The 15,837-nt window shown below is 73.9% G+C and carries 12 protein-coding genes; 10 read left to right on the top strand and 2 right to left on the bottom strand.

Annotation, left to right across the window (positions count from 1 at the left end; translation table 11 throughout):
* Positions 1-5 precede the first annotated feature (5 nt).
* Positions 6-1,157, bottom strand: coding sequence for an ABC transporter substrate-binding protein (locus GA0070624_RS23565; RefSeq protein ID WP_176731836.1), 1,152 nt, complete (start codon positions 1,155-1,157; stop codon positions 6-8).
* A 179-nt stretch (positions 1,158-1,336) separates the two neighbouring features.
* Here GA0070624_RS23565 and GA0070624_RS23560 point away from each other — a divergent pair, with 179 nt between their 5' ends.
* The 5 genes from GA0070624_RS23560 to GA0070624_RS23540 all read left to right on the top strand — a co-directional run bounded on the left by GA0070624_RS23560 (position 1,337) and on the right by GA0070624_RS23540 (position 5,611).
* Positions 1,337-2,008, top strand: a complete 672-nt coding sequence (locus tag GA0070624_RS23560) for an IclR family transcriptional regulator (RefSeq protein ID WP_091344686.1) — start codon at positions 1,337-1,339, stop codon at positions 2,006-2,008.
* Between the two features lie 85 nt (positions 2,009-2,093).
* Positions 2,094-3,401, top strand: coding sequence for a phenylacetate--CoA ligase PaaK (gene paaK / locus GA0070624_RS23555; protein ID WP_091344684.1), 1,308 nt, complete (start codon positions 2,094-2,096; stop codon positions 3,399-3,401).
* Between the two features lies 1 nt (position 3,402).
* Complete coding sequence (gene paaI / locus GA0070624_RS23550; protein WP_091344683.1) at positions 3,403-3,825, top strand: hydroxyphenylacetyl-CoA thioesterase PaaI; 423 nt, start codon at positions 3,403-3,405, stop codon at positions 3,823-3,825.
* Between the two features lie 46 nt (positions 3,826-3,871).
* A complete protein-coding gene (locus GA0070624_RS23545) occupies positions 3,872-4,981 on the top strand; it encodes a nucleotide disphospho-sugar-binding domain-containing protein (RefSeq protein ID WP_091344681.1) in 1,110 nt (369 codons plus the stop codon).
* Between the two features lie 63 nt (positions 4,982-5,044).
* Positions 5,045-5,611 carry a dienelactone hydrolase family protein gene (locus GA0070624_RS23540; RefSeq protein ID WP_091344678.1) on the top strand — a complete coding sequence of 189 codons (567 nt, stop codon included), beginning with the start codon at positions 5,045-5,047 and terminating at the stop codon, positions 5,609-5,611.
* A 102-nt stretch (positions 5,612-5,713) separates the two neighbouring features.
* On the opposite strand, the gene GA0070624_RS23535 is transcribed toward GA0070624_RS23540, so the two are convergent.
* The gene (locus tag GA0070624_RS23535; RefSeq protein ID WP_245718945.1) at positions 5,714-7,972 is read right to left on the bottom strand and encodes an adenylate/guanylate cyclase domain-containing protein; all 2,259 of its coding nucleotides are present in this window, start codon (positions 7,970-7,972) and stop codon (positions 5,714-5,716) included.
* Between the two features lie 186 nt (positions 7,973-8,158).
* On the opposite strand from GA0070624_RS23535, the gene GA0070624_RS23530 reads away from it, so the two are divergent.
* The 5 genes from GA0070624_RS23530 to GA0070624_RS23510 all read left to right on the top strand — a co-directional run bounded on the left by GA0070624_RS23530 (position 8,159) and on the right by GA0070624_RS23510 (position 15,571).
* Positions 8,159-11,128 (top strand): helix-turn-helix transcriptional regulator, encoded by a 2,970-nt coding sequence (locus GA0070624_RS23530; RefSeq protein WP_091344676.1) that lies wholly within the window; start codon positions 8,159-8,161, stop codon positions 11,126-11,128.
* Between the two features lie 97 nt (positions 11,129-11,225).
* Complete coding sequence (locus GA0070624_RS23525) at positions 11,226-11,996, top strand: DUF5995 family protein (protein WP_091344675.1); 771 nt, start codon at positions 11,226-11,228, stop codon at positions 11,994-11,996.
* Positions 11,997-12,079: 83 nt separating this feature from the next.
* Positions 12,080-12,829, top strand: a complete 750-nt coding sequence (locus GA0070624_RS23520) for a phosphotransferase enzyme family protein (RefSeq protein ID WP_091344673.1) — start codon at positions 12,080-12,082, stop codon at positions 12,827-12,829.
* A 113-nt stretch (positions 12,830-12,942) separates the two neighbouring features.
* Entirely contained in the window at positions 12,943-13,338 is a 396-nt protein-coding gene (locus GA0070624_RS23515) for a hypothetical protein (RefSeq protein ID WP_091344671.1), read from the top strand.
* 127 nt (positions 13,339-13,465) lie between these two features.
* Complete coding sequence (locus tag GA0070624_RS23510; protein WP_425413556.1) at positions 13,466-15,571, top strand: APC family permease; 2,106 nt, start codon at positions 13,466-13,468, stop codon at positions 15,569-15,571.
* Positions 15,572-15,837 lie beyond the last annotated feature (266 nt).

The following is a 15,837-nucleotide window of genomic DNA, read 5'->3' as shown; positions in this document are numbered from 1 at the left end:
GGTGGCTACTTGTCCTGCAGGATCTGCCACTTGCCCCCGGAGACGGTGACCAGCACCAGAGCCTCCTTGGTCAGGCCCGAGTGGTCCTCCGGCGTCATCTTGTAGACGCCGGTGACGCCCACGAACCCGTCGACCTTCTCCAGGTGGTCGCGGACCTTCTGCTTGTCGGTGCCGACCGCCTTGAACGCGTCCATCGCGAGCTGGAAGGCGTCGTACGCGTGACCGGCGAAGGTGGACGGCTTCTCGTTGTAGGCCTGCTGGTAGTCGGCGAGGAACTTGGTCAGCACCGTTTTCTGCGGGTCGCTGTCGGGCAGCTGGTCGGCGACCAGGAGCCGGCCCAGCGGGGCGACCAGGCCGTCGGCGCTGGCGGCGGCGGTGTCCAGGAAGACCTGGTTGCCGATGCCGTGGCTCTGCACGACGGGGGCGCTGATGTTGAGCTGCCGGTAGGCCTTCTGGGCGAGCCCGGCCGCCGGCGGGATGCCCCAGATGAGGTTCATGTCCGCCTTGGCGTTGCGGATGTTGATCATCTGGGCGGTGAAGTCGGTGGCGTCCGGGGCGAACTTCTCGACCTTCACGACCGAGATCCCGTCGGCCTTGCCGAGCTCGGTGAGGGTCTCCGCCACCCCCTCGCCGTATCCGGACGCGTCCCGCAGCAGACCGATCGTCTTCCAGCCCTTGGCCTTCGCGTGCTCGACGATGTTCTCCAGCACGACCGCGTCGTTCTGGGCCGTCTTGAAGACCCACGTCGCGCCCTTGGTGACCTTGACGTTGGCGGCGAGCGAGATCATCGGGGTTTTGCTCGACTCCGCCACCGGCCGCATCGCCAGGCTCGGGCCGGTACGGCTGGCGCCGAGCACGATGTCGACCTTCTTGCTGACCATCTCGTTCATGGCCTTGGCAGCGCCGTCCTCGGTGGACTGGTTGTCCTCGACGATCAGCTCGATCTTGCGGCCGTTGATGCCACCGGCCTGGTTCACCTGCTTGGTCAGCAGCTCCAGTGTCTTGCGCTCGGGTACGCCGAGGCTCGCGCCGGCGCCGGTGATGTCGAGCACGGCGCCGATCTTGATCGGGCCGCTGCTGTCGCCGCCGCCTTCCGCGACGTCCTTCTCGGCACAGCCGGCGATGGTGAGCAGCAGCGTCGCCGCCGCCGCCGTCATGACACCGACCCTGCGGGTCCTAGCCATCACTCGCTCCCTCTGGTCGCGGCTCCGGTCGGGATCCCGCCGGGCTCCGCCGCCACGGGGTTGTCCGATAATCGAACACCCTGTTCCGATATTGAATCGAGAGGCTAGTATGGTGTGATCGGGCACACAAGGGCCCGAGCGAGAAGGGCCTCATGGTGACGCACTCCCAGACCCTGGACCGCGGTTTGCGCATCCTGGAGGCGCTCGCCGCCGCCGACGGTCCGCGATCGATCGCCGAGCTCACCCAGGCCATCGACGTACACCGATCGATCGTCTACCGCATGGTGCGCACGCTGGAGGCCCACCGGCTCGTCAGCCGCCGGCCGGACGGCCGGTACGAACTGGGCTTCGGGCTGTCGGCCCTGGCCCGCTCGGTCAGCCCCGCCGTGCAGTCCGCCGCGCTGCCCGCGTTGTCCGCCCTGGCCGACGACGTCGGCATGACCGCCTTCCTGGTGGTTCCCGACGGCGACGAGGTGGTGACCCTGGCCAGCGTGGAGCCGCGCCGGACCCACGTGCACGTCGCCTACCGCCCGGGGGTGCGGCACTCGGTTCATCTCGGCGCCCCGGGCATCGCCGTCCTCGCCGGGCGGCCCCCGCAGCCTGGCGAAGCGGAGCGGGTCACCGAAGCGCGGGAGCGCGGGTGGGCGTCCTCGCACGGCGAGGTGCTCTCCGGGATGCGGTCGGTCGCCGCGCCCGTGGTCGACAACCGCGGCGAGGTGGCCGCTGCAGTGGCCGTGGTCTATGTGGCGGACGAGAGCGACCCCGCCGACCTGGGTAAACGGGTCATCGCTGCCGCTGCCGCCGTTGTCGAACGGCTGGGTTGAGTCTGCTGGTCGAGCAAAGATTCCGAGGCGTACGGTACGTCACGACGATGGCCGCAACGCCGCCAACAAATCCGAGGAGGGCACAGTGCAGGACCGGACTCCACGGCCGGAGGAGTTGGAGCCGATCGAGCGGGCGTCCGTGGACGAGCTGCGGGCGCTGCAACTGGACCGGCTGCGCTGGTCGCTGCGGCACGCGTACGACAACGTGCCGCACTACCGCCGGGCCTTCGAGGCGGCGGGGGTCCATCCGGACGACTGCCGGGAGCTCGCCGACCTGGCCAAATTCCCGTTCACCGGAAAGGCCGAGCTGCGGGAGAACTACCCGTTCGGCATGTTCGCGGTGCCCCGCGAGCGGGTCGCCCGGGTGCACGCCTCCTCCGGCACCACCGGCCGCCCCACCGTGGTCGGCTACACCCGGGACGATGTGACCACCTGGGCCCGGCTGATGGCCCGGTCGATCCGCGCCTCCGGCGGCCGCCCCGGCGACCGGGTGCACGTGGCGTACGGCTACGGGCTCTTCACCGGCGGGCTCGGCGCGCACTACGGCGCCGAGGAGCTGGGCTGCACGGTCATCCCGGTCTCCGGCGGCATGACCGAGCGTCAGGTGATGCTGATCCGCGACTTCGAGCCGGACGTCATCATGGTCACCCCCAGCTACATGCTGGCGATCGTGGACGAGATGGAACGCCAGGGCGTCGACCCGCGGACCACCTCGCTCAAGGTCGGCATCTTCGGGGCCGAGCCGTGGACCGAGGACATGCGCCGGGAGATGGAACAGCGGCTCGACATGCACGCCGTGGACATCTACGGGCTGTCCGAAGTGATGGGCCCGGGCGTGGCCAACGAGTGCGTGGAGACCAAGGACGGGCTGCACCTCTGGGAGGACCACTTCTACCCGGAGATCATCGATCCGGTCACGGGGGAGGTGCTGCCCGACGGTGAGCAGGGCGAGCTGGTGATCACCTCGCTCACCAAGGAGGCCATGCCCGTGGTCCGCTACCGCACCCGCGACCTCACCCGGCTGCTGCCCGGCACCGCCCGGCCGATGCGCCGGATCGAGAAGATCACCGGGCGGACCGACGACATGATGATCGTCCGCGGGGTGAACGTCTTCCCGACCCAGATCGAGGAGCTGATCCTGCGTACCCCGGCGTTGTCGCCGCACTTCCAGTGCGTGCTGGACCGGCAGGGCCGGATGGACACCCTCACCGTCAAGGTGGAGCGCCGGGCCGGGGTGGCCCCGGACGTGGCGGCCCGGGCCGGCGCGGCGCTGGTCGAACAGGTCAAGAACACCATCGGGGTCAGCGTCGCGGTGCAGGTGATCGAGCCGGACGGGGTGGAACGGTCGATGGGCAAGATGCGCCGGATCATCGACCAGCGGCGGGGTGGCTGACATGGGGGAGAGTGGCGGCCGCAACGCGGCCCACGAGATGTTCGACGCCGACGTGGCCTCCAAGGGGCTCGGCATCGAGCTGGTCTCCGTTGCGGACGGTGCGGCGGTGGCCCGGATGCGGGTCACCGCGGCCATGCTCAACGGTCACGCCATCGGCCACGGCGGCTTCGTCTTCCTGCTGGCCGACACCGCCTTCGCGCTGGCCTGCAACAGCCATGGCCCGGTGACCGTCGCGGCCGGCGCCGAGATCAGCTTCCTCCGCCCGGTCCGCGAGGGCGACCTGCTGGAGGCCCGGGCGACCGAGCGCACCCGGTACGGCCGCAGCGGCATCTACGACGTCACCGTCTGGCGGGACGACGAGGTTGTCGCCGAGTTCCGGGGCCGCAGCCGCACCCTGTCCCAGGGCGGTGGAGCGGCGGCCTGAGCCCGCGGGGTCCCACCGACCGGCGGGTGGCCCCTAGCATCGAGGCATGCGTGTGCTGGTGGCGTCCGCGCCCCTGATCGGTCACGTCTTCCCCCTGCTGCCGCTCGCCCTCGCCCTGCGCGACGCCGGGCACGACGTGCTGGTCGCTACGGCGGCCGACGGCCTCGCGGCGGCCCGCTCCGGCCTGCCGGTCCGCGATGTCGCTCCGGCGTTCGACTTCGGACGGATCGCCCGCGGGGTGATGCTGCGGCATCCGCTGGTCGCGCGCGCCGAGCTGGCCGGTACGGCCGGCACCCGCGGCGCCGCCCTCCTCTTCGGACAGGTCAACGACGAACTGGCCGACGGCATGGTCGCCCTGGCCCAGGAGTGGTCACCCGACCTGGTGGTCTACGAGCCGTTCGCGGTGGCCGGCGCGCTCGCGGCCGCCCGGGTCGGCGTCCCGGCGGTACGCCACGAGAACTCGCTCTTCGACGGGCGCGAGCTGGTCCGGGTCACCACCGAGCGGCTCACCGGGGCGCTGCGCCGGCACCGCGTCGCGACGATCCCGCCACCCGCCGCGGCGATCGCCGTAGCCCCGCCCAGCGTGGCGACCCAGGACGGCTGGCCGCTGCGGTACGACTCGTACGCCGGCGGCGGTGAGCTGCCGGACTGGCTGCGCGAGCCGGGGGACCGGCCCCGGGTGCTGGTCAGCCGGAGCACGGTGGCCGGTCCCGGCGGGGCGGGCCCGATGCGGGCGGTGGTCGCCGCCGCCGACCGGGTCGACGCCGAGTTCGTCCTGGTGCGGCCGAACGGGCGGCTGTCCCGGTCGGCGTTGCCGGCCAACGTCCGTACCGTCGACTGGATCCCGCTCGCCGCGGCCCTGCCGGCCAGCGCGGCGCTGGTCCATCACGGCGGCGCGGGCAGCGTCCTCGGCGCGCTGGTCGCCGGCGTCCCGCAGCTCGCCACCGTCGGCCCGGGTGACCGCCGGTTCAACGCCACGTTGGCGGCGAACCGGGGCGCCGGCATCGCGGCGCCGGCCCGGGGGATCACCGCGGAAACCCTGTCCCGGCTGGTCACCGACGCCGAACTCGCCGCCGCCGCGGTGAAGGTGAGCCGGGAGATCGCGGCGATGCCGCCGCCGGCCGAGCTGGTGGCGCGGATCGAGTCGCTGGGCTGACCGTCGACGATCCCGCCGGGCGCGGCGGGCCCGTTTGTCGGTGGCCGGGTGCAGGATGGGCCGATGGGACACATCCTGCTCTTCCACTCGGTCTACGGGCTGCGGCCCGCCGTGCTCGCCGCCGCGGACCGGTTGCGCACCGCCGGGCACCAGGTCACCACCCCCGACCTGTACGGGCTGCCGGCAACCGACACCGTCGAGGAGGGCTTCGCGCTGCTCGACAAGGTCGGCCGGGACGCGGTGCTGGACCGGGCCCGCGCCGCGGCAAGGGACCTGCCGGCCGAGACGGTGCTGGCCGGCTTTTCGCTGGGTGCGGGGGTGGCCGGGGCGCTGCTCGCCGAGCGGCCGGCCGCGGCGGCCCTGCTGCTCCTGCACGGCACCGGCGGCGCGCCCGACGCGGTGCGTCCCGGGCTTCCGGTGCAGCTGCACCTCGCCGACCCCGACGAGTACGAACCGCAGCACGAGGTGGACGAGTGGCAGCGGGCGATGACCGCCGCCGGCGCCGAGCTGTCGGTGCACCGCTACCCGGGGCCGGGGCACCTCTACACCGACCCCGACCTGCCCGACCACGACCCCGTGGCCGCCGAGCGGACCTGGGAGCGGGTGCTGGCGTTCCTCGCCGACCGCTGACCGCCAGGGGTCCCACGGGAACGAGGTGTCACCCCGTGGCCGGCTGCCCGCTGCGGGTGACCTGGCGGCCGCCCCGGCCCGCGCCGCAGTCCGCGCGACGGCTCAGGCCGCGGCGAGCCGGACAGTCGATACTCCACTCCGTTTGCGCGACATTGGGGTGTCGGCCGCCGTCGGACCCCGCGAGGTGCCGTAAGCGGAGTCGATCATCTCGGCTGAGTCGTTATCGGCCGGCGGGCCGTCCAGACCGGCCCGGGGATGCACGGCCAGCGGATGGATCCGCCCCACGGTCCGGTCCGGTCGGGACCGGCGCGGGAGGGCTCCGGCTTCGTGGGTAAGGTCGGGCACGCCGTCCCGGCGCCTGTCCGCGTCGACCGCCCAGGTCGCATCGGCCGCACGTAGCGCGTCGACCGCGGGCGTGGCGTAAACCGCACGTGTGGCCGGGGCCGCCCGCCTCGCGTCGACCGCCCGGGGCGCGTCCAGCGCGGGTTTGGCGGGGACCGCCTGGGAGGCGTCGACCGCTTGGCGGGCGTCGACCGCGGGGGTGGCGTCGACCGCGCGGGGGGCGTGGGGCGCCCGCCTCGCGTCGGCCGTGGACATGGCGTCGGCTGCGCGCGTCGGGTCGAGGAGGCGAGGCGTCCGAGCGCGGCGGGCGAATTCGGCCCGGACCGCGCGGGGCAGCCGGTCGTGGGCGACCAGCGCCACCGCCGGCTCCGCGACGGCGTACCCGCCGCGCGCCGGCCGCAGCAGCGCCTGCGCCGCCAGGTCCCGCAGCACCGGCTCGGCCCGGCCCGGCGCCCAGCCGAGCAGCCGGTCGACCGCCGTCGGGGCGAAGCCGACGCCGAGCGCCGCACCGGCCATCAGCACCGCCCGCTGCTCCCCGTCGAGCCGATCCAGCCGGGCGTCGACGATCCGGCGGACTGCCTCGGGCACCCGGGCGCCCGACGCCCCGTCCTCGTCGAGCCCCCGGACGTACGCCTCGGCGACGCCCGGGTTGCCGCCGACCAGCGGCAGCAGCCGCCCCGCCAGCGCGGCCGGTCGGCCGGCCCGGCGGAGCTGGTGCCGGAGCAGCCGTCCGGTGTGGACGGTATCGAGCGCGGGCAGCGGCACCCGCCGGCGTCGGTCGGCGGCGCCGGGCAGCACGTCGGCCCAGCCCGGACCGTGCGTGGCCACCACCGCCAACGGCAGCTCCCGCTCGGTCGCCGCCGCGAAGAGCCGGTGCAGGAACCGGTTCAGCGCCGGGGCCGCTCGGTCCAGGTCGTCCACCGCGACCACCACCGGCTGCCCCGCCGCCAGTTCCAGCAGGACCTGCAGCCACGCGTCGGCCCCCCGATCCGCGGCGGCCGCGTCCTCCGACGCGGCCAGCAGCTCCGCCAACGCGTGCGCCGCCGCGCCCCGCCGCTGCGGCGGAAGGACTCCTTCGAGCGCCGTGGCCAGCCGCCGGCGTACGGTCGCGGAAAGGTCGGTGTCGCGGACCCCGGCGAACCCGCGGACCATGTCGGCCAGCGGCGTCCAGGCCCCCTGCGGGTACGGCGGGCAGTGCGCGACACACCAGCGTACCGGCACCCCGTCCACGGTGGACGCCGCCCGCACCAGCTCGTGCAGCAGCCGGCTCCGCCCACTGCCCGCCGGGCCGACCAGCGAGACCCAGCGCGGGCGGCGGTCCCGGACCGCCCGCGCGATCTCATCGCCCGCCGTGGCCAGCTCCCGCCGCCGGCCGATCAGCGGGCCGTGGTGCCGGGCCGGGCCCCCCCGGCCCGGCCCGGTCACCCGCCAGACGTCCAGCGGCATCGCCTTGCCGGCGACCGCCATCGAGGCCAGCGGCCGCTGCTCGACCAGGCCGGCGGTGGCCCGCCGGGTGGCCGCGCAGACCACCACGCCGCCGGGCGGGGCGTACTGCTGAAGACGGGCCGCGGTGGTGATCACCGCGCCGCTGGCCATGCCGTGCCCACCGTCGCGGGTGCCGGCGACGTCCACCAGCGCCTCGCCGGTGGCCACCCCGACCCGCACGCGCAGCCGAGTGCCGGCCGGCGACCGTCGGCCGAGGGCGCGCTGGATCTCCAGCCCGGCCTGCACCGCCCGGTACGCGTCGAAGCCGTCGGAGCCGTGCGCGCCGAAGAGCGCCATCACCGCGTCGCCGATGTACTTCTCGACCACGCCGTTCCACCGGCGCAGCACCCCCGCGACGGTGTCGAAGTACGCCCGCTGCAGGGCCCGCACGTCCTCCGGATCGAGCCGCTCGATCAGCCCGGTGGAGCCGACGATGTCGGCGAAGAGCACGGTCACGGTCCGTCGCTCCTCGGGTACCGGCCAGTGTGCCGAGCCGAGGGCTTCCGGACTCCCGGCGATTGTGGACATTTGCATCGCACCCGTCCTCCCCCGTTGGTGCCTGACGACCTACGGAGAGTTGCACCACCGGATCGTCGGGGGATCGGTAGGACGACGTATGTCGGCCACCCGCAACCTTTAGTCGCAATGTCGACGCGAGGAGTACCACAAGGCCCGTTCGCCCGTAGAACAGTGCGGGAGCCTGTGATTAGGCTGCGAGCCATGGCCAGCGATGTGGACACCGCACCGCTCGTCGGTCGTGCCGATCAGCTGGCGACGCTCCGGTCAGCGCTGCTCGACGACGTCGCGCCGGGGCACACCGCGGCGGTCTTCCTCACCGGCGAGTCCGGGGTGGGCAAGACCCGGCTGCTGCACGAGGTGAGCACCCGGCTGCGGGACGGCGGCGCGCTGGTGCTCACCGGCTCCTGCCTGGACATCGGCGACGCCTCCCCGCTGCATCCGCTGCGGCAGGCGCTGCGCCGCTTCGACGGCGAGCTGACCGCCGCCCAGGCCCGTACCTCCTCGGCGGTGCGCGGTCTGCTCCAGATGTTCGACGACGAGACCCCGGGGCCGGATGGCGCCGGCGCGCTGCTGGAGCGGGTCTCCCGCGGCCTGCACCTGGTCGCCGGCGGTCGCCCGCTGGTTTTGGTGCTGGACGACCTCCAGTGGGTCGACCGGAGCACCCGCGAGCTGCTGCTCTATCTGCTCGCCGGCCTCGGTGACCTGCAGCTGTCGGTGCTCGCCGCAATCCGGGCCGAGGCCCTGCAGGGCGCCCACCCGCTGCGTCGGGTCCTCACCGAGCTGCGCCGGCTGCGGTCGGTCCGGGTGCTCGACCTGGCACCGCTGGACCGGGCGGACACCGACCGGCTGGCCGCGGCGATCGTCGGCCGGCCGCTGGCCCCGGACGCGGCCGAGCTGGTCTGGCAGCGCAGCGGCGGCAACCCGTTCGTGGTCGAGGAGCTGGCCCGGGACGTGCGCGACGGCCGGGACGAGCTCTCCGACACGCTCCGGGAGATCTTCCTGGCCCGGGTCGACGCGCTGCCGCAGCCCGCGCACGCGGTCATGCACGCGGTCGCCGCCGGTGTGGAGCCGGTCGAACACTGGCTGCTGGCCCAGGTGGTCCGGCTGCCCGAGGAGGACCTGATCCAGGCGGTCCGGGCCGCGGTGGCGCACCGGCTGCTGGTCGGTGCCGACGACGGCTACCGGTTGCGGCACCGGCTGGTCGCCGAGGTGCTGGCGCACGAGCTGCTGCCCGCCGAGCGCTCGGCCCTGCAGCGGCGCTACGCCGAGGCGCTGACCTCGGCCACCGCTGAGCTGCACCAGGCCCGGCTGGCCCACCACTGGCGGCTGGCCGGTGAGCCGGCCCGCGCATTGCCGGCCGCGATGGCCGCCGCCCAGGAGGCCGAGCGGCTGCACGGTTACGCCGAGGCGCACCGGCACTGGTCGAGCGCGCTCCAGCTGGCCGCCGCGCCGCCCGCCGGCCCGCCGGACGCCGCCCGCCCCGCACCGGTCGAGGTCGACCGCGCCGAGCTGCTGGAACACGCCGCCGAGACGGCCCACCACTGTGGCGAGCACGCCCGGGCGCTGGCCCTGCTGGAGGAGTTGGCGGCGGACGCCGGCGGTCCGCCGTCCTGCGCCCTGCACATCCGGCGGGCCCGCTACCTGGCCGCCGCCGGCCGGTCCGCCCCCGCCGAGGCCGAGTACCGGCGGGCCCTGGCTGCCGCCGACTGCACGCCGCGGGAGCGTGCCACCGCCGCGGCCCACCTGGCCGAGCTGCTGCTGCACCTCGGCCGGTACGCCGAGGCCGGCGACCAGGCGAGGGAGGCGCTGCAGCTCGCCGCGGCGGTCGAGGGCTCCACCTCGGAGGTGGTGCTGGCCAGCGCCGCGCTCGGCTTCAGCGAGGCCTACCTGGAGGACCCGGACGCCGGGCTCGCGGTGACGCGGGAGGCGCTGGAGGTCGCCGAGCGCTCCGGGCGGCCGGAGGACGTGGCCTGCGCGTACCTGCACCTGGCGGAGCTGCTGACCGGCCCGCTGAACATCCTCGAGGAGGGCGTGGTGGTCGCCCGCCGCGGCGCCGAACGGGTCGCCGAGCTGGGCCTGGGCCGCACCTGGGAGACCCGGCTGCTGGCCATCGCCACCAACGGGCTGTTCCGGGTCGGGCAGTGGTCCGAGGCGGAGAAGGTGGTCGCGGCGGCGCTGCGGCACCGCCCCTCCGGCGCCGACGCGGTCGAGCTGCTGCTGGCCCGGTGCCGGCTCTCCGTCGGGTACGGCGACATCGAGGCCTCCGACCGGGACCTGGAGGCGGTGGCCACCGTGTTGGCCGGCGGCGGCGCCCGGCACGTGCTGCCGATGCTGATCCTGCGGGCCGGGCTGGACATGTGGCAGGGGCGGCACGACCTGGCCCGGCAGGCCGTCCAACGTGGTCTGACCGAGAGCCGCTCCGACGATGTGATCGTGCTGGCCACCCTGGCCTGGCACGGGCTGCGCGCCGAGGCCGAGGCGCACGCCAGCCGCACCATCGCGGTGGACGAGATGGCGGTGCGGCGGCTGCGCGAGGTGGTCGACCGGGTTGCCCGCAAGAGCGAGGACGCCGCTGGTCCGGTGCGCTACATCGTGGACGGATTCCTCGCGCTCTGCGACGCGGAGGTCAGCCGGCTCGACGGCAGGGGCGACCCGGAGCTGTGGGCCCGCTCGGCGGCGGAGTGGGACCGGCGCAACCACCCGTACCCGGCGGCGTACTCGCGGCTGCGTCAGGCCGAGGCGCTGCTGGCCCGGCGCAGCCGGGTCGCGACCGCCGGCAAGCTGCTGCGGCAGGCGTACCAGATGGCGCAGGGCCTGGGGGCGGTGCCGCTGAGCAGCGAGATCCGTACCATTGCCGGCCGGGCCCGGGTGACGCTGGAGGAGCGGGAGACCGAGCGGCGGCCCGCGCCGCCCCGTGAGCGTCCCGCGGCCGCCGTCGCCGAGCCGGCCGTCGACGAGCTGGCCGTGCTGACCGCCCGGGAGCGCGAGGTGCTGGCTGCGGTCGCCGAGGGGCTGACCAACAAGGAGATCGGCCAGCGGCTGTTCATCAGCGAGCGGACCATCGGCGTGCACGTCTCGCACATCTTCGACAAGCTCCAGGTCCGCACCCGGGTGCAGGCGAGCGCGATATTCCTGCGCAATCGTCCCGATCACCCGTACGGCGCGGACTGACATACGTCGTTCTACTGATCCGGCCGACCGGCGTCGGCTGGAAGGCTGTCCTGCGTCACCGCGGCGCTCCTGGCGCCCCGGCCACAGTGGAGGAGAGATGACCGAACCGGTCTGGGGTCCTGTGCACCAGGACATGGTGGGGCTGCTCGCCGACCACCCCGCCGACGTGCCGGCGGTGGTCGACCATCTCACCAAGCTCCAGGACCTGCTGGTCCGGCTGCCCCCGCTCGAGGCGAGCTGCCCGCTGGCCGACTTCAACAAGCTCTACCTGACCATCACCACCAGCGTGCTGGACGGCCTCTACGACGACCGCTTCGCCGACCCGGTCTTCCTGGCCCGGCTGGACGTGGAGTTCGCCGCCCGCTACTTCGACGCGCTGCGGTACTGGACCGAGTCCAGCGCGAACACGCCGAAGGCCTGGCACTGCCTCTTCGAACGGATGCGTGGCCCGGACGCCCGACCGCTGCCCTCGGCCGCCGCCGGGGTGAACGCGCACATCAACTACGATCTGCCGTTCGCGCTGGTGACGACGTTCGACAGCCTCCAGTCCGAGCCGGTCGACGGCAGCGACCAGCACCACGACTACCTCGAGATCAACGACATCTTCGCCGAGCGGATCCCCGAGCTGCGCCGCGGCTACCTGGACCACTGGCAGCTCATGATCGACATGCTGAACGGCGACATCGACGACTGGTACCAGGGCGAACTGGTGGAGTACACCCGGAACGTGGCCTGGCGCAACGCGCAGAAGATCTGGCGCTGCCGGCACGACCCGGATGCCCGCGAGTGTGAGCGGACGCGGCTGGACGACAACGCCGCGCTGCTCGGTCGGCTGCTGCTCTCGCCCCTCGGGGCCTTCCTGCAGTAGCCGCGACGGGGGGTCCCCGCGTTCCGTCCTCCGGTCGGAACGCGGGGACATCGTCGTGCCCACCGCCGGGGCAGGATGGGCGGATGACACGCGACGAGCAGCCGCTGACCGGCAACGTCACCGCCGGGGTGGTGCGGGTCGGCGACACGGTCCGCCGGCCGGTCGGGCCCTGGACCGACAGCGTCGACGCCCTGCTGCGCCACCTGCACGAGGTCGGCTTCCCCGGCGCGCCCCGACCGCTCGGCCGGGACGCCGCGGGCCGCCAGGTGTTGGAGTACGTCCCGGGGGAGACCGGCCCACCCGAGGGCACGTACGCCCCGGCGGAGCTGGCGTCGATCGGTGCGCTCCTGGCCGACCTGCACCGCGCGACGGCGGACTTCGTGCCCCCGGCGCCGGCGGTGTGGAACCGGGTCATCCCGCCCGACGGCGAGGAACTCGTCTGCCACCACGACGCCGCCCCGTGGAACCTGGTCCGCTCACCCCGCGGCTGGGTGCTGATCGACTGGGACTCGGCCGGACCGGGCACCCGGCTCTGGGAGCTGGCGTACGCGGCGCAGAGCATGGCCGGGATGGGGCCGGACCGCCCGGCCCGCGAGTCGGCCGAGCGGCTCCGGATCTTCGTGGACGGCTACGGCCTGTCCGGGGCGGACCGCCCGGCGCTGGCCGGGATGCTCGGTCGCCGCGCCCGGGCGATGTACGACCTGCTCTGCCGGGGCGCCCGGGAGGGTCGGCAGCCGTGGGCCCGGATCCACACCGAGGACGGGGCGTACTGGCGGGCCACGGCCGAACACCTCGACGCCCACGTGCGGCTCTGGACCAGCGCGTTGGAATGAGGTGTCACTCGGCAGGAGGGGTGTCGGGCCGCCCGGACCGGGTACGCGCGGCCCATGGTGAGCAGCGAGCGGTCCGGAGCGGGCCGCGCAGTTCCGACGGCGGGCGGTCGACGGTGAGCGGCCCGCCGCAGCGGTTCGGGTTCCGGTTCGACCCCCCGTTCCGCCTGCCGCTGGCACTGCTCGGCATCCGGCCGGAGACCGCCAGCGTGGAGGTCGGCTCCGAGGAGCTGACGGTCCGGTTCGGGCCGTGGCGGCTGCGGACCGCCCGGGGCAACGTCACCGGGGCGGAGCTCGGCGGGCCGTACCGCTGGTGGCGGGCGATCGGACCGCACCTGTCCCTTGCCGATTGCGGGGTCACCTTCGGCAGCAGCGTCGCGGCGGGCGTCTGCGTCCGCTTCGCCACCCCGGTGCCGGCCCTGGCGCCCGGCCGGTGGCTGCGTCACCCGGCGGTCACGGTGACCGTCGCCGACCCGGACGCGCTGCTCCGCGCCCTGCGGATCGCCGGCTGACCGTGCCGGTCATCGAGAACTGGCACGATCCCGCGCGCCCCTGATGATCTTTCCCCGCGTGCCCGGTTCCGACCGGCGACCCCCTGGATACCGCCTACCGTCGGATCAGGGCGTGGAGGGGGTGACGATGGCGGACGGGCGGGGCGGGGCGCAGCCACGAGGAGGGCGGGGCTGGCGCGACCCGAGGTCGACCCGCCCGGGGCGCGCGCGGCGCGCCGCCGGCGACCCGGCACGCGGTCACCGTGCCGGTCGGCCACCGGGGGCGATGCCGGAGTGCGTGGAGAGCCCGAGCCGCCCGGCGCCGCCGCCCGGCAGACTGAGCCGCTGGCTGTTCCAGCACCGGGTGCAGCCGGTCGGCCCGGAAACCCGGGAGCCGGAGGCGAAAGCGCACCCCTGGTGGCAGGTCATGTGCCTGACCGGTGTGGACTACTTCTCCACCCTGTCCTACCTGCCCGGCATCGCCGCGCTGGCGGCCGGGGCGCTTTCCCCGCTGGCCACCCTGCTGATCGTCGCGCTGACCCTGTTCGGCATGCTGCCGATGTACCGGCGGGTGGCCCGGGAGAGCCCGCACGGGCAGGGCTCGGTGGCCATGCTGGAGCGGCTGCTGCCGTTCTGGCGGGGCAAGATCTTCGTCCTGGTGCTGCTCGGCTTCGTGGTCACGTCGTGGATCATCACGATCACCCTGTCCGCCGCGGACGCGACCGTGCACCTGCTGGAGAACCCGATCCTGCCCGCGTCCTTCCCGCGGAGCACCCTCGCCGCGGTCGGGGTCACCGTGGTGCTGCTGCTCATCCTCGGCGGCGTGTTCCTGATGGGCTTCAGCGAGGCGGTGCAGGTCGCTATCCCACTGGTCGCGGTCTTCCTCGGGCTCAACGCGGTGATCGTGGCCGCCGGGCTGGCCGAGGTGGCCGCCAACCCGGGGGTGCTGGGCGGCTGGACTCATCTCCTGACCGCCCGTGCCGAGGGGCTGACCGACCTGCTCGGGCCGGCCGTGCTGGCCTTCCCGCTGCTGGTGCTCGGGCTGTCCGGCTTCGAGACCGGGGTCAGCATGATGCCGCTGGTCACGGGTGAAGACGCCGACCCGCAGGAGCGGCTGCGGGCCCGGATCCGCAACACCCGCAGGCTGCTCACCACCGCGGCACTCATCATGTCCGTCTACCTGATCACGACCACTCTGGTCACCACCCTGCTGATTCCGCCGAAGGAGTTCCAGCCCGGAGGCGCGGCCAACGGACGGGCGCTGGCGTTCCTGGCCCACGAGCACCTCGGCGAGGCGTTCGGCACGGTCTACGACATCAGCAGCATTCTGATCCTCTGGTTCGCCGGCGCCTCGGCGATGGCCGGCCTGATCAACATCGTGCCCCGCTACCTGCCCGAGTACGGCATGGCGCCGGAGTGGGGGCGCGCCGTCCGGCCGGTGGTCATCGTCTACACGCTGATCAGCATCGCCATCACCGTCTCGTTCCGGGCGGACGTCAACAGGCAGGCCGGGGCGTACGCGACCGGAATCCTGGCGATGATGTTCTCCGGCGCGATCGCGGTGACCATCTCGGCGCACCGGGCCCGGCAGCGGATCGCCACCGCCGGCTTCACCGTGCTCAGCCTGGTGCTGCTCTACGCGCTGTTCGCCAACGCGATCGAGAGACCGGACGGCATCACCATCTCCGGCACGTTCGTCGCCGGCATCATCGTCGTCTCGCTGATCTCCCGGGTGTCCCGCACCACCGAACTGCGCGCCGAGCGGATCGAGTTCGACCCCACCGCCCGCCGGTTCATCGCCGATTCGCTGGCCTACGACGGCCGGCTGCATCTCGTCGCCAACAAGCGGCAGACCGGCACGGCGCAGGAGTACCGGGCCAAGGAGCGGGCGCAGCGGGCGATGAACCCGGTGCCCGGCGCCGCCGACATCCTCTTCCTCGAGATCGACGTGGTCGACCCCTCCGAGTTCAGGAAGGCGCTGCGGGTGCACGGGGTGGAGGTCGACGGTTACCGGGTGCTGCGGGCCAGCAGCCCGGCGGTCCCGAACGCCATCGCGGCCATCCTGCTCGCGCTCCGTGACGCCACCGGGGTCCGCCCGCACGCCCACTTCGAGTGGTCGGAGGGGAACCCGCTCGCGCTCCTGCTGCGCTACGTGATCCTCGGCCGGGGCGACACCCCGCCGGTGACCCGGGAGATCATCCGCAAGAGCGAGCCGGACCGCGCCCGCCGTCCCGGCATCCACGTCGGAGGCTGACGGCCGTCCAGAGCCGATGCCCCGCCCGGCCGCAGGAAGCGTCACATCGGCCGCGGTTGGCGAATGGTCCGTTCGTGCAAGGCGCGCCGTGTTTCTGGCCGTTGCATCAGCAACCGGGGCCGCCGAACGGCTGATGACTTGTAACGCCATCATCACGGGCCGGCCTGATGTTGGTCACAGCAACCATCCGCTATTGACGGTCACCCACGCCCGGGTCCAAGGTGCGACCAACGAAGTCGACCGATGGACCGGCTTCGCCCTCGCTT

Origin of the sequence: Micromonospora rhizosphaerae (assembly GCF_900091465.1) — a bacterium.
Classification (GTDB): domain Bacteria; phylum Actinomycetota; class Actinomycetes; order Mycobacteriales; family Micromonosporaceae; genus Micromonospora; species Micromonospora rhizosphaerae.
This window is presented reverse-complemented; position numbering and strand designations above follow the sequence as displayed.